This is a genomic window from Mesobacillus harenae (genome assembly GCF_013343715.1).
Lineage (GTDB): Bacteria > Bacillota > Bacilli > Bacillales > Cytobacillaceae > Mesobacillus_A > Mesobacillus_A harenae.
The window spans coordinates 1-15613 of the sequence record NZ_JABUNR010000025.1; the positions used below are offsets into that span (position 1 = coordinate 1).

Sequence of the window (15613 nt, forward strand, 5' to 3'; positions counted from 1 at the left end):
TGAAGTAGACCGTGTGATTGAATATTATAACTGTCAACGGTATCAATGGGGATTAAAGAAAATGACCCCGGTACAATACCGGGATCATTTATTAGCAGCATAGGCACTTTTTATTAAAGTGTCCGAAATATGGGGCCTAGTTCACATTCCGAATCCCTTTTTTTATTGTTTAGCGAAACTATAAAGGTGCCAATTTCGTTGTCTACATCAAGATCCAGCTCCTGGCGAAGTGACCTTGCCTTAATGGGCGCTTTTTTAAAATTAGAGTCATCCTTTAGATGCTGGTAGGTTTTTTACTGATTTTTGTAACAAATTTGTAACATAGAGGAAGCTGGGGTGAGAATTTTTAAGGAGAAGAATAAGTAAAAGACAATTTATAATGAAAAATGTGCCTAATACAAAAGTTATAGAAGAGGATGCCATTAGTCAGAGATCTTTCGGGACTAAATTATTATTTTTAAGAAAAGAAAGCCTTGTTCCTCCTAAATTCTCTCAAAAGTAAAATTTATGGGATTTACAACATAATACTTTAGACCTATTTTTGCAAAATGAGACTATTGCCCGATAAAAATTAACTGAAAGTTCATAGACAGATTATTTCAGATTCTTTACAATTGAGAATATATGAGGAATTTCCACCAATTCCAACAAAATCCAACAATAAATTCTGGTTTTCGAGAAAGAGGTGCAGTTTTTTGAAACTTTTTTCAGGATCAATTTCCACCCTTGAAAACGCTTTGAATTATTCTTCACTAAAGCAAAAGGTGATCTCGCAAAATATTGCTAATGTAGATACCCCAAATTATAAGGCGAAAGACGCAAGCTTTAAGGCTTCATTTGATGAAGCATTAGGCCGCTCTTTATCTGCGAACAGGACGGATTTACGTCATATTGAATTCAAACAGCACCCCGTTTCGCAGGCGCGGATTACAAGTCAAAACAATGTTCAGTACAACCATAACGGAAATAGTGTCGACTTAGATAAAGAAATGACGGATCTTGCTGAGAATCAGATTTACCATAATGCTGTAATAGAAAGAATCAGCGGTAAATTTAATTCTCTGCAATCAGTTATAAGAGGTGGTAAGTAATGAGTATTTTTCACAGTATGAATACAACGGCTTCAGCCCTGACAGCCCAGCGGTTAAGAATGGACGTCATTTCATCCAATATGGCGAATGTTGATTCCGCCAAAAAGGTCAATGGAGAAGCTTACCGCCGTAAAATGGTCGTTCTTGAGCCAAAGGAGGGTCAGTTTTCTTCTTTTCTTAAAACAGCCATGAATTCACAAAGTGCGGGATCAGGAGTAAAAGTGTCGAGGATTATTGAAGATCAGTCTCCATTAAAAGCAGTCTACGATCCTGAACATCCAGATGCAAACCCTGAAGGCTTCGTAGAATATCCAAATGTGGATCCTCTCAGAGAAATGGTTGATCTTATTAGTGCAACAAGATCCTATGAAGCAAATGTAACAGTCCTTAACGCTTCAAAAGGCATGCTGATGAAAGCATTAGAAATTGGTAAATAAGGTGGAAAACTAAATGAATAAGGTTACTTTTGCTCCAGTTACTCAAATCATTAAACCTACAGAAAATAGGCCTACTACACCATTCGAAGCTCAAAATAATTTTGCGTCCGTCTTAAAGGATTCGATCTCAAAATTAAATGAGGCTCAGTTCCAATCGGATCAAATGACAGAGAAACTAGCCCGAGGCGAAAAAGTCGATTTGCATAATGTGATGATTACAGCACAAAAAGCAAGCGTATCCCTGGCAGCCACAATGGAATTTAGAAATAAGGCTGTTGAAGCTTATCAGGAAATTATGAGAATGCAAGTTTAAAAGTGGCTAACGGCTAACCTTAAGCGGTTATTAGCTAACCAGTAACTAGAGATTTAATAACCGGGGGATTAAGATGAAGGAATCGTTTCAGATATATATACATAAAGGGAAAGAATACTGGCAGGCAAGGACCCTTGGGCAGCGGATGGCATTTTTTGGGGGACTGCTCCTGGTCGTGCTTATTATTGCCGTTACGTCCATAATGGCCTCCAGGACGGCGCTTGTTCCTTTATACAGCAACCTGTCACCAGCAGAAACAGGCACGATTAAGGAAAATCTAGACGCCAGAGGAATTAAATCCGAGATTACGGATGGCGGAGCAACGATTCAGGTGCCTGAAGAGTATGTAAATACGTTAAAGGTAGAGCTCGCCGCAGAAGGGATCCCTAAGTCAGGTAGCATTGATTATACTTTTTTTAGCCAGAATGCCGGAATTGGTATGACTGAAAATGAGTTTAATGTCCTAAAGCTAGAAGCAATGCAGACCGAGCTGGCTAATTTGATGAAAGGGATTGATGGTGTTAATGATGCGAAGGTCATGATCAATCTTCCTGAAAAGGGCATATTTGTGAGTGATGCAACTGAACAAGCTTCCGCATCGATCGTAGTTAATACTAAGCCCGGCTACCAGTTTGAGGAAGAGCAGGTGAAAGCTCTTTATCATCTTGTATCGAAAAGTGTCCCAAATCTTCCCACAGATAATATCGTCATCATGAATCAATTTTTTGAGTACTTTGACTTAAATAATGAAAATAATTCTTCTGGTAATTCATTTGCTGCCCAGCGAGAGGTTAAACAGCAAATTGAACGGGATGTACAAAGACAGGTTCAAAATATGCTTGGCACGTTAATGGGATATGACAAAGTTGTTGTTTCTGTTACTGCTGATATTGACTATACCCAAGAAAATAGAGAAGAAAACTTAGTTAGACCAGTTGATGAAGAAAATATGGAAGGAATCGCTATAAGCGCCCAGAGGCTTACTGAAACATTCACCGGAAATGCGGACCAGGCCGGCGGTATACCTGCAGCTGGAGATCAGGCTGATGTACCAGGTACTGACACTTACCTTGAGGGAACAAATGGGAATGGCGATTATGAAAGAATTGAAGAAACGATTAATAACGAAGTAAGCAGAATCCGCAGGGAGATTGTTGAAAGTCCATATAAAATCAGGGATTTAGGAATTCAAGTAATGGTTGAGCCTCCGGTGGCTGATGATCCAAACTCCCTTCCACAGGAAAGAGTTGACGATATTACCCAAATACTTGGCACAATCGTCCGGACAACTATTGATAAGAATGCTGAGGGTGTGGATCTGACAGATGAGGCAATTGACAATAAGATCGTTGTGTCCGTCCAAGAGTTTAACGGAAAGATAGACTTCGCAGGAGAGACGAAAACCGTTCTTCCTTGGTGGGTTTATCTGCTTGGTGGTCTGCTGATCGCAGCAATTGCTCTTTTGTTATTCTTGTTTATTCGTTCACGGAAGAGTCGAGAGGAAGAAGCTTTTTACGAAGAAGATATTATCGAAAAGCAATATATTCCTGATCTAGATCAAAACCAGGAATCAGAACAGACACAGCGGAAGAAGCAGCTTGAGAAACTAGCCAAAGAGAAGCCGGAAGACTTTGCAAAACTGCTTCGCACATGGCTATCCGAGGAATAGGAGGAAAATAAATGGCTAGAAGAGAACAAGCAGGTCTATCAGGAAAGCAAAAGGCAGCCATTCTCCTTATTTCTATGGGGCCGGATGTCTCGGCATCAGTGTACAAACATCTAAGTGAAGAGGAAATTGAAAAGCTTACTTTGGAAATTTCAGGTGTTAAAAAAGTGGATTCATTAGCAAAGGAAGAAATAATTGATGAATTCCATAATATTGCTTTGGCCCAGGACTATATCTCTCAGGGGGGGATAGGGTTTGCGAAAACGATTTTAGAAAAGGCACTTGGAACAGACCAAGCTGCTTTGATTATTAATCGTCTTACTTCTTCCCTTCAGGTGAGGCCGTTCGATTTTGCAAGAAAGGCGGATCCCGGCCAAATCCTTAATTTTATACAAAATGAACATCCCCAAACGATTGCACTAATTCTTTCTTATCTTGATTCGGCTCAGGCGGGGCAAATTTTGTCTGAGTTGCCTCAGGAGATGCAAGCGGATATCGCCAGGAGAATTGCTGTTATGGATAGCACATCTCCGGAGATTATTAGTGAAGTGGAGCAGATACTTGAAAGAAAGCTATCCGCAACTGTTACTCAGGATTACACGCAAACCGGAGGAATTGAAGCAGTTGTTGAGGTGTTAAATGGGGTAGACAGGTCAACTGAACGAACCATTCTCGACGCCTTGGAAATACAGGATCCTGAACTTGCTGAGGAAATCAGAAAGAGAATGTTTGTATTTGAAGATATTGTCACCCTTGATAACCGTGCCATCCAACGAGTCATTCGCGATTGTGAAAATGAAGATCTTATGCTTGCTTTAAAGGTATCGAGTGAGGAAGTAAAAGAAATCGTTTATAAAAATATGTCTAAACGGATGGTTGAAACCTTCAAGGACGAAATGGAATTTATGGGTCCTGTGCGACTTCGAGATGTTGAGGAAGCTCAGTCAAGAATTGTTTCCATCATACGCCGCCTCGAAGAAGCAGGAGAAATTGTCGTAGCGCGCGGCGGAGGGGATGATATCATTGTCTAGGTTGTTTAAATCTTTGACTGGGGGACAAGCCATTCAAGAGCAAAAAGTAATTTCGATTAAGCTGCTAGAGTCGGATCAACCCCAAGCCGAAGAGCCTAAGTTTGTTTTCACAGAAGAACAAAAACAGGCAATTCTTAAAAATGCCAGGCAAGAAGCAGCGAGGATAGTCAGGGAAGCACAGGCCCGGGCTCAAGAATTAACCGAGAGAACCCAAAAAGAAAAAGAGGCATGGGAGTATGAGAAGGCCAAACTGGCAAAGGACGCTGAGTCAGCTGGTTTTGACCAGGGCTTGAAAGAAGGGCGTCTTCAAGGTCAGGCTGAATACGAGGAAAAAATCCAGTTTGCCAGGGGAGTCGTCGAGACAGCTGAATTGGATTACCGGAGGCAGGTAGAATCCTCAGAGAAAACGGTACTGCTCCTTAGTATGGAGGTCGCCGGAAAAATCCTTGGACAGAAGCTGCAGGCCAGCGGAGAGAGTTTTCTTCCTCTTGTAAAGGCAGCCTTAAAAGAAGCTAGAGAAACAAGAGAAATTCAGCTTCATATCAACCCAGTTCATTACGGGTTCATGCTATCTCAAAGAGAAGAGCTAATTGCACTTTTTCCCAAAGAGGTAAATCTTTATATTTATCCTGATGAAAAGTTATCAGAATCTGATTGCCTTATTGAATCTGCAGGAGGCCGAATTGATGCCGGAGTGGATACCCAGTTAGCAGAAATGAAAGAAAAGCTCTTGGAGCTTTTGGAGAGTGAACAGCAATGAAGGCAGACAGCTTGATTAACCAAATTGATTCAATAGATACCTATAAACGATATGGAAGAGTCAAGCGTGTGGTCGGACTCATGATCGAATCACAAGGACCTGAAAGCTCAGTTGGCGATGTAGTTTATATCCATCTTGGCAGTAAAAAAAATCGGCGCAAGATAAAAGCAGAGGTTGTCGGTTTTAAAGAGCAAAGTGTTATTTTAATGCCTTACACAACCATAAATGATATTTCACCTGGAAGCCTTGTTGAAGCTACCTTAAAGCCGCTCGAAATAAAAGTAGGTCCTGGACTTATCGGGCAGGTCATTGATTCTCTTGGGAATCCGCTTGACCAGTCACCTCTTCCTAAGGGCTTGGTTCCAGTTTTAACAGATCAGGTTCCGCCAAACCCAATGAGCAGGCCACCGATATCAGAACCCCTTGAAGTGGGTGTGAAACTGATTGACAGCTTGCTGACGGTCGGTAATGGGCAGAGGGTTGGCATATTTGCGGGAAGCGGTGTAGGCAAAAGCACATTGCTTGGAATGATTGCCAGAAATACAAAAGCAGATCTGAATGTCATTGCGTTAGTAGGGGAACGAGGCAGAGAGGTTAGAGAGTTTATTGAGCGAGATCTCGGCTCTGAAGGATTAAAAAGATCGATTGTCGTTGTAGCTACTTCGGACCAGCCAGCCTTAATGAGAATTAAAGGCGCGTATACAGCCACTGCTATTGCAGAATATTTCCGGGATAGAGGATTAAACGTCATGTTAATGATGGATTCTGTTACAAGATTCGCCATGGCGCAGCGTGAAATTGGGCTGGCAGTTGGAGAGCCACCCACGACGAAAGGATATACACCATCAGTTTTTGCCTTGTTATCAAAACTTCTTGAACGGACTGGAACCAATGAACATGGCTCGATTACTGCTTTTTATACTGTACTGGTCGATGGAGATGATATGAACGAGCCAATTGCAGATACAGTTCGCGGTATTTTGGACGGCCATTTTGTCCTCGACCGGAAACTGGCCAATAAAGGTCAATTCCCAGCCGTTAACCTCCTTAACAGCATAAGCAGAGTGATGAACCAGATCATACCCGAAGCTCATTTGCGAAGTGCAGAAAGATTAAGAGACATGCTCAGCCGTTACACAGAATCAGAGGATTTGATTAATATCGGAGCTTATAAAAAAGGTTCATCAAGAGAAATCGATGAAGCGATCAGGATTTATCCAGGAATCATTTCATTTTTAAAGCAGGGAACGAATGAGAAAGTATCCATGGACGAAAGTGTCAGACAGCTGGTTCAATTAACCGAAAAAGGATGAGTATCCCATGCGCTATGAGTATAAGTTTGCCAAGATCCTTTCGATTAAAGAAAGGGAAAAGGACAGCGCCCAAGCTGTGTATCAAGAGTCTGTAAGAAAGTTCGAGGAGTCAGCTGAACGCCTTTACGAGTTACTTAAGAAAAAAGAAACTTTGGCAGAATCGCAATTTTTCAGGTTGCAGCAAGGACTTCCTGTCATGGAAATACGACATCAGCAGCAGTTTATTAGCAACCTGGAAAAAACAATCGACCATTATCAAAAAATGGTAATGAATGCCAGGAATCGAATGAATTATCAACAGGAACAGCTCATGGAAAAAAATATTGAAGTGAGAAAATATGAAAAGATACAGGAAAAGGATCAGACTCGTTATTTAGCTGAAGAGAAGCTAATAGATAATAGGCTGATGGATGACATCTCGATTCAACAATATATGAGCCGGGAAAGTTAGGTGATTGGATGGCAAAAGGGGTAGAAAAAGAAGATATAAAGCACAGCCGTTTTCAATGGTTCCTATTCGCCATTGCAATTCCCACCTTGTTTGCAATCACAATTGCCTTAATTGTCCTTTCGGTTGCTGGCTTTAATGTTTTTAATAGTATGAAAGAACTGGGGCAGCGGGTTCCTTTTCTGCAGGGCGAACCCGGAGGGGCGGATTTAATAGATTCACAAGAGCAAAGCATTATTGATCTGGAAGCTTCCATAAAAAATAAAGAGGCAAATATAGAACAGCTGGAAAGTAAGCTACTGAATAAGGATGAAAGCATTGAGAGGCTAAATCTTAAGGTAGAGCAGCTTGAAATGCAAATTGATGAGCTTACAGCTATAAAAGAAGAAAATAAACGGGCTTTTAAAGAAATTGTCCAAACCTATGAATCCATGTCTCCTAAAAAAGCGGCACCCATACTGACCGAAATGAGTGAGAAAGAGGCTTTGGAGATCCTGAGTACTATTAAAGCCGATACGCTGTCAACGATCCTGGAAAAAATGACACCAGAGGAGGCTGCTAATTATACGGAATTATTAACTGCCGAAAGCAAGAAAGCAGCCGATAAAGAAAATTAACGGTAATGTCTGAAAGGAGGTGAGAAAATGGAGATTAGCGGATTGAGCAGCTCATTCCAGAGTATCGGCAACAGCAAGGAATCTGCTTCATTGGGCATAGAAGGTTTCGGGAGTGTGTTTGCAGCTCTTGTCGGAAATAAACAGCCACAAGCGAACCCTGCAGAAAAGACAGCTGAAGTAAGGGATTTGATTCCATTTGAAGATTTGAATAAGTTGAAAGAGCTTCTTCTGAAAAATGAGGTTTTAGATCTTGAAGATGGGATGGCTCTGATGGATGAAGTGATATCCTCTGCCGATGGAGAATTACTTCATACTGTTCTTGATTATCTGGGAATGACAGAGGAGAAGTGGAATCAGTTCACTGCTGCACTAGCTACAGAAGCTGGCATTCCACTTGCAGATGGCATAAACTTCCCAGAAGTTATTTCCCTGTTAACCTGGCTTACCTCTAAAACAGATAAAGAGTTTGCTTCAGTATTAAACTTTGAAAAGGTGCAAGGATTAAAAGTAATCAAGCTATTAGAACTCCTGATGAAAGAAAAAGATTCATATAAAGAGAATCTACCTGGTTTAAAGGAGTCCTTAGACAAAATACTGACTAAAGTTGACTCAGCAGTGGCTACGCTCGCTAAGCAGGGAAAAACAGAGTTCTTACAGAAATTATTTACCCCGCTGGCCGAGGAGATAAACCGCTTTAATCAAGAAAAAGTAACGGCATCTGACAGCTCGGAACAGTCGAAGCGTGCATCAAGGCTGGAGGCATCAACGAACATGCAAATTTTCAATTTGCCAGTTACGAAGGCTGAGCAGCTGACTTTAATGCTAGAAACAGCATCACCACGGCCGGCATCTGCAGATCAGCTGATCAAGCAATTTGAGGCTATTCTTGCAAAATCCCACTTGTTTAAAACAGCTGGAGGGACTCAGAAGCTCTTTATTAAACTTTTTCCAGAGCATTTAGGGGCCATTCGGGTGGAGTTGATTCAAAAAGATCATTCAATGATTGCAAGAATATTCACAACTAATGGACAGGCTAAGGATTTATTAGATTCTCAATTAAATGGCTTGAAGCAAGCTTTTGCCTCTCAAAACCTGCAGGTGGAACGAGTTGAAGTAGCCCATCAGAGCAGCCAGCAGGACCGGTTATTGAATAAAGATCAGCAGTCAAACAGCCAGGGACAGACCAGAAAAGAACACAGCAGGGATCCAGATGATAAGAAGGAAGCAAATTTGACGTTTGAGGATTTTCTTCTAAACGTAGAAGCGTAGGTGATAGATATGTCAGGGAAAATAGATTCTTCATTGCTGCTCTCAGCAACTCAGCAGGTTAGGCAGGTAAATAGTTCAGGATCACTTGGGAAAGATGATTTTCTTAAAATTCTAATGACTCAGCTTCAAAACCAAGATCCGATGAACCCGATGCAAGACAAAGACTTTGTTGCACAAATGGCGACTTTTTCATCGCTGGAGCAAATGACAAACATGGGAAAGTCGATGGAACGATTTGTCCAGGCAGAAGAACAAAATAAATTAATCTCTTATTCTCAGTTTGTCGGAAAAGAAATAACCTATCACAAACCATCAGAGAACAGCGAACAGGGGACTGGGGTTCTGCAAGAAGGAACGGGCAGGGTTGCATCAATCCAGTTTAAAAACAACAATGTCGAATTTTTACTCGAGGATGGCACAGCATTGGAGCCAAGTAATATTTCGAAGGTCAATGAAACTGATTCCGGGAGTCAGCTTCTTCAAGCAAGCATGCTGATTGGGAAAACGGTCACATATACAGATGTTAATAAACAAGAGATAAAAGCGGCTATCCAATCTGTCAGCTTGAAGGATGGGAAGACTCTTTTTCAGCTAAATGATGAACAAAGCACGAGCATCCGTTCATCGCAATTTTTGAAAATAGAATAACAAAGGATGGGTGGTATGGACAAATCAGTTTTTCGGCCGACCCACTCGCAGTCATTAAATGCTGCAGCACCCTTTCGACCTTCTAAATCAAAACAGCCAAATTTCGCTCCATTTTCTGCGCATCTCCAATCAGCTGTCAGCCAATCGAAACTGACCGTCAGCAAACATGCCGAAGAGCGGCTCAGACAAAGGGGAATCGAAATTCACCCGGAGCATTGGAAGCAAATTGAAGACAAGGTTAAAGAAGCAAAAGGAATGGGGATTTCAGATTCACTCGTTTTGTTAAAGGATGCAGCGTTAATTGTCAGCGCGAAGAACAATACAGTCATAACGGCAATGAACCGAAAGGAAGCTTCCGGACAAATATTCACAAATATAAACGGCACAATCGTGCTCGAAACTTAACATAGGCTGGACCATACAGGAGGCCTAAGCTGCCGACCGACAGAAGCAGCTTATCTAAGGAGGAAAACAAATGTTACGTTCAATGTATTCCGGGATTAGCGGAATGAAAAACTTTCAGACAAAGCTTGATGTTATCGGCAACAATATTGCCAATGTAAATACTTTCGGCTACAAAAAAGGCCGTGTGACGTTTAAGGACATGGTAAGCCAGACAATTTCAGGCGCCACAGCACCTAATCCAAATGTTGCTGGTGGTATTAACCCTAAACAAGTCGGCTTAGGCTCGCAGATTTCAGCGATTGACACTGTAGATACACAAGGAAGCCTTCAGACAACCGGGCGAGTTTTAGATGTCGGCATCCAAGGTGACGGTTATTTTATGGTACAAAAGGATGGCAGCACCTTTTATACAAGAGCAGGGAACTTTTATTTGGACAACACCGGGAATCTGGTAACAAGCAATGGAGAATTTGTTTTGGGACAGAATGAACAACCCATTGTAATTCCAGGAGGAGAACAAACCCCAGGGGGAGATCCAGTCCCAGGGGTAGACCAAATTGAAAGCCTAAGCATTGGAAGTGACGGGAAAATTTCCTGGGTAATTGGCGGTGAGCTGAATGATACTCCTCCAGTAATAGGAATTGCCAGGTTTGCCAATAACGGAGGCCTTGAAAAAGCAGGAGATAACCTGTATAGAGAAACGACGAATTCAGGGATCCCAATTGCTAAAAACCCTGGGGCAGAAGGAGCAGGTGTTTTAATTTCCGGTGCTTTAGAGATGTCCAACGTTGACCTATCTGAAGAATTTACTGAAATGATTACAGCTCAGCGCGGATTTCAAGCCAACACAAGGATTATAACGACTTCTGATGAAATCCTTCAGGAGCTTGTCAACTTAAAACGCTAATTAGAGGAGGGGCAGAGCTAAAGGCTTGATAAAGTTCTTTAGCCTCTGCAAAAAAAACTGTGATAAGAGTGACGAAATTAAATGGAAAATCATTCAGGCTAAATGCGTTATTCATAGAAATGGTTGAGTCCTTCCCCGATACGACCATTACTTTATCCAACGGGAAGAAATTCGTTGTAACAGAAACTGAGGATCAGGTTGTCTGCTTAATGAGGGAATTCTACCAATCTGTCAGCCTGTTAGGAAGACCAAAATTGGGGGATGAGGATAATGAAGAATAGCAAACTGCTGACGATTATGGTCAGCCTGCTAATTGCAATTTCACTTATAGGGGCGGCCGCGGTCGTGACCGTCCTAAAAGTAACAGGGGAAACACAGGGGAAAGAACCTTCCATTGATGATGTTCTTGAAGCATCAGTTGATATTCCACAGATCACGACAAACTTGGCAAGCGGGGATTTTATCCGGATTTCCTTCAAAATCCAGACGGATAGCAAGGATGCCAAAGAGGAGCTAGAAAAAAGAGATTTCCAAGTTAAGAATGTGATTATTCACGAACTGTCAGAGAAAAACAACGACGAACTCCAAGGTAAAGAGGGCAAACAAAATTTGGAGGATGTTTTAAAGAGTAAGCTGAATGAAATTATGCAGGATGGACAAGTAGTCAAAGTTTACATCACAGAATCTCTCCTCCAATAACATACATTGAACATCATATTAGAGACGGAGGTGAGGCTACATTGTCAGGAGAGGTATTATCTCAAAACGAAATAGATGCACTTTTATCGGCATTATCCACTGGTGAAATGGATGCTGATGAACTAAAAAAAGAGGAATCGGAAAAAAGGGTTAAGGTTTATGATTTTAAACGGGCACTCAGGTTTTCCAAGGATCAAATCCGCAGCCTGACGAGAATCCATGAGAACTTTGCCAGATTGATGACGACTTTCTTTTCAGCTCAGCTAAGAACCTATATCCAAATTAATGTCGCATCGGCTGATCAAATTCCTTATGAAGAGTTTATCCGTTCGATTCCCAAAATGACCATTTTGAATGTTTTTGATGTCACTCCGCTCGAAGGCCGAATTTTAATGGAGGTCAATCCTAATATTGCCTATGCCATGATGGACAGGCTGATGGGCGGCCGGGGAGCCAGCGTAAACAAAGTAGAGAGTCTAACGGAGATTGAGACGAAAATCATGTCGAATATGTTTGAACGGGCATTCGAAAACTTTCGGGAGGCCTGGAGAAGTATTTCAGAAATTGAACCTCAGCTCTCAGAGTTTGAGGTCAACCCGCAGTTTTTACAGATGGTCTCTCCAAATGAAACCGTAGTTGTCATTTCATTGAACATAACAATCGGGGAAATTAGTGGAATGATGAATATATGTATTCCGCATATGGTACTAGAACCAATTATCCCAAAATTATCTGTTCGGTATTGGATGCAGTCCGAACAAAAAGAAAGAGAGCCGCAGGTACTCGCTTTGCTGGAAAAAGAAATCCATAAAGCGGATGTCCCAATTATTGCTGAGCTGGGTTCATCAGATATCAGCATTCAGGACTTTTTAATGCTTGATGAAGGAGACGTTATCGAACTAAACCAGCAGGTGGGCCAGTCTCTAGTAATAAAAGTGGGGGAAATCCCAAAATTTTTGGGACAGCCTGGTAAGGTAAATAAAAGATTGGCTGTTCAAGTTCTTGAAACAATAAAGGGAGGAGACGACGATGATGAGTGATGACATGCTTTCTCAAGATGAAATAGATGCACTTCTTAGAGGAACCGATACAGATTATGAGGAAGTGGACAACAGTTACAGCGTCGACGAGTACTTTTCTTATATGGAGCGCGACACATTAGGAGAGATTGGAAACATCTCGTTTGGCAGCTCAGCAACAGCTTTGTCAACGCTGCTGAATCAAAAGGTCGAAATTACAACACCTACTGTTACTGTCGTGCACCGGTCCAAGCTTCCTGAGGAATTTCCCGACCCATATGTTGCAGTCCAGGTCCATTATACAGAAGGATTTACTGGAAGTAATCTGCTCGTTGTCCAGCAGAGAGATGCTGAAATTATTGCTGATCTAATGCTTGGGGGAGATGGGGAGAACCCGAACCAACTTTTGGATGATATACATTTAAGTGCTGTTCAGGAGGCAATGAATCAGATGATGGGCTCCGCTGCTACGTCGATGTCGACTGTTTTTAGCAAAAGAGTCGACATTTCACCTCCAGCCATCAACCTGCTCAATGTCTTAGAGGGAGAAGGTACAGAACGAATCCCCCAGAATGATATTCTGGTAAAGGTTTCATTCGCACTTAAGATTGGCAGTTTAATTGATTCAAGTATTATGCAGCTGCTGCCAATTGACTTTGCCAAGGACCTGGTAGATCAGCTGTTAAACCCTAGTGATCCTGATCGTGGAATCCCACAGGAATACAGACCTGAACCACCCAAGCAGCCGTCCGGTAATCCGGCAGCGGAGCATGGCCAGCCTGGCACAGTAAATTACCCTTTGCACTCTGAACCGGAATATCCCATCCAGCCTCCCGCGTATCAGACTGGCAGGGGACAAGAAGGATCAGGCACGCAGCATTTTGGACACAGTCAGTCGTATGGGTCAACAGCAGGCCATCAGCCTAGCGTGCAAACAGCAGAGTTTTCAAGCTTTGAGCCCTATCAAACTCAACAGCCTGCGGGAACGAAAAACCTCAATATGCTGCTGGACATTCCGCTTCAGGTAACAGTCGAGCTTGGCCGGACAAAAAGGTCGGTAAAAGAAATCTTGGAGTTATCATCGGGATCTATCATAGAACTGGATAAACTTGCTGGTGAGCCTGTAGATATTTTGGTAAACAGCCGGCTGATAGCTAAAGGAGAAGTTGTTGTAATTGATGAAAATTTTGGAGTTCGGGTTACCGATATTATTAGTCAAACTGACCGAATCAAAAAATTACGATAAAAACACGGAGGTACGATTGTGGGAAAAAGAATTCTAGTTGTGGATGATGCCGCTTTTATGCGGATGATGATAAAAGATATACTCACGAAAAACGGATTCGAAGTGGTGGCTGAAGCTGCTGATGGTTTCCAGGCTATTGAAAAATATAAGGAGTTTCATCCAGATCTTGTTACCATGGATATCACAATGCCAGAAATGGACGGGATCACTTCATTAAAAGAGATAAAAAAATTAAACCCTAATGCAAAGGTAATTATGTGCTCTGCAATGGGGCAGCAGGCTATGGTAATTGATGCAATTCAGGCTGGAGCGAAGGACTTTATCGTAAAGCCTTTTCAAGCCGACAGAGTTATAGAAGCCATTTCAAAGACATTGGGATAAAGATTACATTAGAGGGTGCGGCACAGTGCAAAAGTTTTTTTACCTGACAAGAATATTACTGCTAGCAGCAGCCGTACTAATTGGCCCTGCACAAGCAACAGGGGCTGAAGATTTAAACAACAGTGTGAAAGATTATTTCAATCAGCCTGAAAATGAAAAGAATGCAGACTCCGAACTACAGTCAGAGGATCAAAGCATCACTGAACAAGCTCAAGTAGGAGTCACATTCAGCGACATACTTAGAATGATTGTGGCAACTGTTTTTGTTGTAGGCCTCTTGTACTTTTTGCTTAAATTTATGAATAAAAGAAGTGCTTCATATAAGAGTTCCCAGCTTGTTGAGAACCTTGGCGGCACAAGTCTCGGGGCCAATAAGTCGGTCCAGATTGTCAAAGCGGGGAGCAGGCTGTTTGTTGTCGGAGTTGGCGAGGATATCAATCTATTAAAAGAAATAGATGACCCTGAGGAATACCAGCAAATTCTAACAGATTATAACCAACGAATGGACCAGAATATCCAGCCAGGCGACGTAATAACTAAATGGATAAAGAAAATGAAATCGGGAGCTTCAGAGACAAGCCGCAAACATCAATTTTCTACTCTATTTCAAACCGAATTAGACGAAATGTCTAAAGGGAGACAAAAAGCTTTTGATGACCTAGAGAAGAAAGGGCCCGAAGAACAATGAACGAATTTATGGAGTTTTTTAACAGCAGCGCTCCCGAAAACGTATCAACCTCAGTAAAACTGATGCTGCTGTTGACAGTAATGTCCCTTGCTCCAAGCATTTTGATTTTAATGACTAGTTTTACACGGATTGTGATCGTTCTGTCGTTTGTCAGAACCGCACTTGCTACCCAGCAAATGCCTCCCAACCAGGTCATTATTGGTTTATCGCTATTTTTAACATTCTTTATAATGGCACCAGTCTTTCAAGAAGTAAATGAGCAGGCTTTAACTCCGCTCTTTAATGAAGAAATTAACCTTGAAGAAGCATATGAACAAGCCGCAATACCCTTTAAAGAGTTTATGAGTGCGCATACACGGCAAAAGGATTTGGCTTTGTTTCTTGATTATATGGGGGCGGACCAGCCAGAGTCCATTCAGGATATTCCTTTAACTGCGCTCGTTCCAGCCTTTGCAATTAGTGAAATTAAAACAGCATTTCAAATTGGATTTATGATTTTTATTCCGTTTTTAGTTATAGATATGGTTGTGGCAAGCGTCCTGATGTCCATGGGGATGATGATGCTGCCTCCGGTAATGATCTCACTTCCTTTTAAAATTTTACTGTTCGTACTTGTTGATGGATGGTATTTGGTTGTGAAGTCTCTACTACAAAGTTTTTAAGCAGGTGATGATA

At 41.8% G+C, this 15613-nt stretch carries 21 protein-coding genes; all 21 read left to right on the forward strand.

Features of this window, described 5'->3' with window-relative positions:
* Nucleotides 1–103 (forward strand): IS3 family transposase (locus HRJ06_RS21505; RefSeq protein WP_174735000.1); only part of this gene is annotated, 103 nt, incomplete at its 5' end.
* Nucleotides 104–695: 592 nt separating this feature from the next.
* The gene (gene flgB, locus HRJ06_RS21510; RefSeq protein WP_174735001.1) at nt 696–1091 is read left to right on the forward strand and encodes a flagellar basal body rod protein FlgB; all 396 of its coding nucleotides are present in this window, start codon (nt 696–698) and stop codon (nt 1089–1091) included.
* On the forward strand, nt 1091–1528 hold the full coding sequence (gene flgC / locus HRJ06_RS21515) for a flagellar basal body rod protein FlgC (protein ID WP_174735002.1): 438 nt from the start codon (nt 1091–1093) through the stop codon (nt 1526–1528). Before flgB ends, flgC begins: the two co-directional genes overlap by 1 nt.
* Before the next feature lie 13 nt (nt 1529–1541).
* Entirely contained in the window at nt 1542–1841 is a 300-nt protein-coding gene (gene fliE / locus HRJ06_RS21520) for a flagellar hook-basal body complex protein FliE (protein ID WP_174735003.1), read from the forward strand.
* Nucleotides 1842–1914: 73 nt separating this feature from the next.
* The gene (gene fliF / locus HRJ06_RS21525; protein ID WP_174735004.1) at nt 1915–3510 is read left to right on the forward strand and encodes a flagellar basal-body MS-ring/collar protein FliF; all 1596 of its coding nucleotides are present in this window, start codon (nt 1915–1917) and stop codon (nt 3508–3510) included.
* An 11-nt stretch (nt 3511–3521) separates the two neighbouring features.
* Nucleotides 3522–4538, forward strand: coding sequence for a flagellar motor switch protein FliG (gene fliG / locus HRJ06_RS21530; RefSeq protein ID WP_174735005.1), 1017 nt, complete (start codon nt 3522–3524; stop codon nt 4536–4538).
* The gene (gene fliH / locus HRJ06_RS21535; RefSeq protein ID WP_174735006.1) at nt 4522–5298 is read left to right on the forward strand and encodes a flagellar assembly protein FliH; all 777 of its coding nucleotides are present in this window, start codon (nt 4522–4524) and stop codon (nt 5296–5298) included. Before fliG ends, fliH begins: the two co-directional genes overlap by 17 nt.
* The gene (gene fliI, locus HRJ06_RS21540; protein ID WP_174735007.1) at nt 5295–6611 is read left to right on the forward strand and encodes a flagellar protein export ATPase FliI; all 1317 of its coding nucleotides are present in this window, start codon (nt 5295–5297) and stop codon (nt 6609–6611) included. Before fliH ends, fliI begins: the two co-directional genes overlap by 4 nt.
* A gap of 7 nt (nt 6612–6618) precedes the next feature.
* Entirely contained in the window at nt 6619–7062 is a 444-nt protein-coding gene (gene fliJ, locus HRJ06_RS21545) for a flagellar export protein FliJ (protein WP_174735008.1), read from the forward strand.
* An 8-nt stretch (nt 7063–7070) separates the two neighbouring features.
* A complete protein-coding gene (locus HRJ06_RS21550; RefSeq protein WP_174735009.1) occupies nt 7071–7676 on the forward strand; it encodes a MotE family protein in 606 nt (201 codons plus the stop codon).
* Between the two features lie 27 nt (nt 7677–7703).
* Nucleotides 7704–8945 carry a flagellar hook-length control protein FliK gene (locus tag HRJ06_RS21555; protein WP_174735010.1) on the forward strand — a complete coding sequence of 414 codons (1242 nt, stop codon included), beginning with the start codon at nt 7704–7706 and terminating at the stop codon, nt 8943–8945.
* Between the two features lie 9 nt (nt 8946–8954).
* Entirely contained in the window at nt 8955–9593 is a 639-nt protein-coding gene (gene flgD / locus HRJ06_RS21560; protein WP_174735011.1) for a flagellar hook assembly protein FlgD, read from the forward strand.
* A gap of 15 nt (nt 9594–9608) precedes the next feature.
* Complete coding sequence (locus tag HRJ06_RS21565; RefSeq protein ID WP_174735012.1) at nt 9609–9998, forward strand: TIGR02530 family flagellar biosynthesis protein; 390 nt, start codon at nt 9609–9611, stop codon at nt 9996–9998.
* 70 nt (nt 9999–10068) lie between these two features.
* The gene (gene flgG, locus HRJ06_RS21570) at nt 10069–10905 is read left to right on the forward strand and encodes a flagellar basal body rod protein FlgG (protein ID WP_174735013.1); all 837 of its coding nucleotides are present in this window, start codon (nt 10069–10071) and stop codon (nt 10903–10905) included.
* 59 nt (nt 10906–10964) lie between these two features.
* Nucleotides 10965–11186 carry a flagellar FlbD family protein gene (locus tag HRJ06_RS21575; RefSeq protein ID WP_174735014.1) on the forward strand — a complete coding sequence of 74 codons (222 nt, stop codon included), beginning with the start codon at nt 10965–10967 and terminating at the stop codon, nt 11184–11186.
* Nucleotides 11176–11604, forward strand: a complete 429-nt coding sequence (gene fliL / locus HRJ06_RS21580) for a flagellar basal body-associated protein FliL (RefSeq protein WP_174735015.1) — start codon at nt 11176–11178, stop codon at nt 11602–11604. Before HRJ06_RS21575 ends, fliL begins: the two co-directional genes overlap by 11 nt.
* Before the next feature lie 41 nt (nt 11605–11645).
* Entirely contained in the window at nt 11646–12644 is a 999-nt protein-coding gene (fliM, locus tag HRJ06_RS21585; protein ID WP_174735016.1) for a flagellar motor switch protein FliM, read from the forward strand.
* The gene (fliY, locus tag HRJ06_RS21590) at nt 12634–13869 is read left to right on the forward strand and encodes a flagellar motor switch phosphatase FliY (protein ID WP_174735017.1); all 1236 of its coding nucleotides are present in this window, start codon (nt 12634–12636) and stop codon (nt 13867–13869) included. Before fliM ends, fliY begins: the two co-directional genes overlap by 11 nt.
* 18 nt (nt 13870–13887) lie before the next feature.
* A complete protein-coding gene (locus HRJ06_RS21595) occupies nt 13888–14250 on the forward strand; it encodes a response regulator (protein WP_174735018.1) in 363 nt (120 codons plus the stop codon).
* Between the two features lie 25 nt (nt 14251–14275).
* Entirely contained in the window at nt 14276–14938 is a 663-nt protein-coding gene (locus tag HRJ06_RS21600; protein WP_338421136.1) for a flagellar biosynthetic protein FliO, read from the forward strand.
* On the forward strand, nt 14935–15600 hold the full coding sequence (fliP, locus tag HRJ06_RS21605; protein WP_174735019.1) for a flagellar type III secretion system pore protein FliP: 666 nt from the start codon (nt 14935–14937) through the stop codon (nt 15598–15600). Before HRJ06_RS21600 ends, fliP begins: the two co-directional genes overlap by 4 nt.
* Nucleotides 15601–15613 lie beyond the last annotated feature (13 nt).

What these genes read in the sequence shown, in the direction of transcription:
- fliL (WP_174735015.1), top strand. Translation starts at nt 11,176, where the DNA reads ATGAAGAATAGCAAACTGCTGACGATTATGGTCAGCCTGCTAATTGCA.
- fliI (WP_174735007.1), top strand. Translation starts at nt 5,295, where the DNA reads ATGAAGGCAGACAGCTTGATTAACCAAATTGATTCAATAGATACCTAT.
- fliY (WP_174735017.1), top strand. Translation starts at nt 12,634, where the DNA reads ATGATGAGTGATGACATGCTTTCTCAAGATGAAATAGATGCACTTCTT.
- HRJ06_RS21550 (WP_174735009.1), top strand. Translation starts at nt 7,071, where the DNA reads ATGGCAAAAGGGGTAGAAAAAGAAGATATAAAGCACAGCCGTTTTCAA.
- flgC (WP_174735002.1), top strand. Translation starts at nt 1,091, where the DNA reads ATGAGTATTTTTCACAGTATGAATACAACGGCTTCAGCCCTGACAGCC.
- fliJ (WP_174735008.1), top strand. Translation starts at nt 6,619, where the DNA reads ATGCGCTATGAGTATAAGTTTGCCAAGATCCTTTCGATTAAAGAAAGG.
- HRJ06_RS21565 (WP_174735012.1), top strand. Translation starts at nt 9,609, where the DNA reads ATGGACAAATCAGTTTTTCGGCCGACCCACTCGCAGTCATTAAATGCT.
- fliF (WP_174735004.1), top strand. Translation starts at nt 1,915, where the DNA reads ATGAAGGAATCGTTTCAGATATATATACATAAAGGGAAAGAATACTGG.
- flgD (WP_174735011.1), top strand. Translation starts at nt 8,955, where the DNA reads ATGTCAGGGAAAATAGATTCTTCATTGCTGCTCTCAGCAACTCAGCAG.
- fliE (WP_174735003.1), top strand. Translation starts at nt 1,542, where the DNA reads ATGAATAAGGTTACTTTTGCTCCAGTTACTCAAATCATTAAACCTACA.
- fliH (WP_174735006.1), top strand. Translation starts at nt 4,522, where the DNA reads ATGATATCATTGTCTAGGTTGTTTAAATCTTTGACTGGGGGACAAGCC.
- fliG (WP_174735005.1), top strand. Translation starts at nt 3,522, where the DNA reads ATGGCTAGAAGAGAACAAGCAGGTCTATCAGGAAAGCAAAAGGCAGCC.
- fliP (WP_174735019.1), top strand. Translation starts at nt 14,935, where the DNA reads ATGAACGAATTTATGGAGTTTTTTAACAGCAGCGCTCCCGAAAACGTA.
- flgG (WP_174735013.1), top strand. Translation starts at nt 10,069, where the DNA reads ATGTTACGTTCAATGTATTCCGGGATTAGCGGAATGAAAAACTTTCAG.
- HRJ06_RS21555 (WP_174735010.1), top strand. Translation starts at nt 7,704, where the DNA reads ATGGAGATTAGCGGATTGAGCAGCTCATTCCAGAGTATCGGCAACAGC.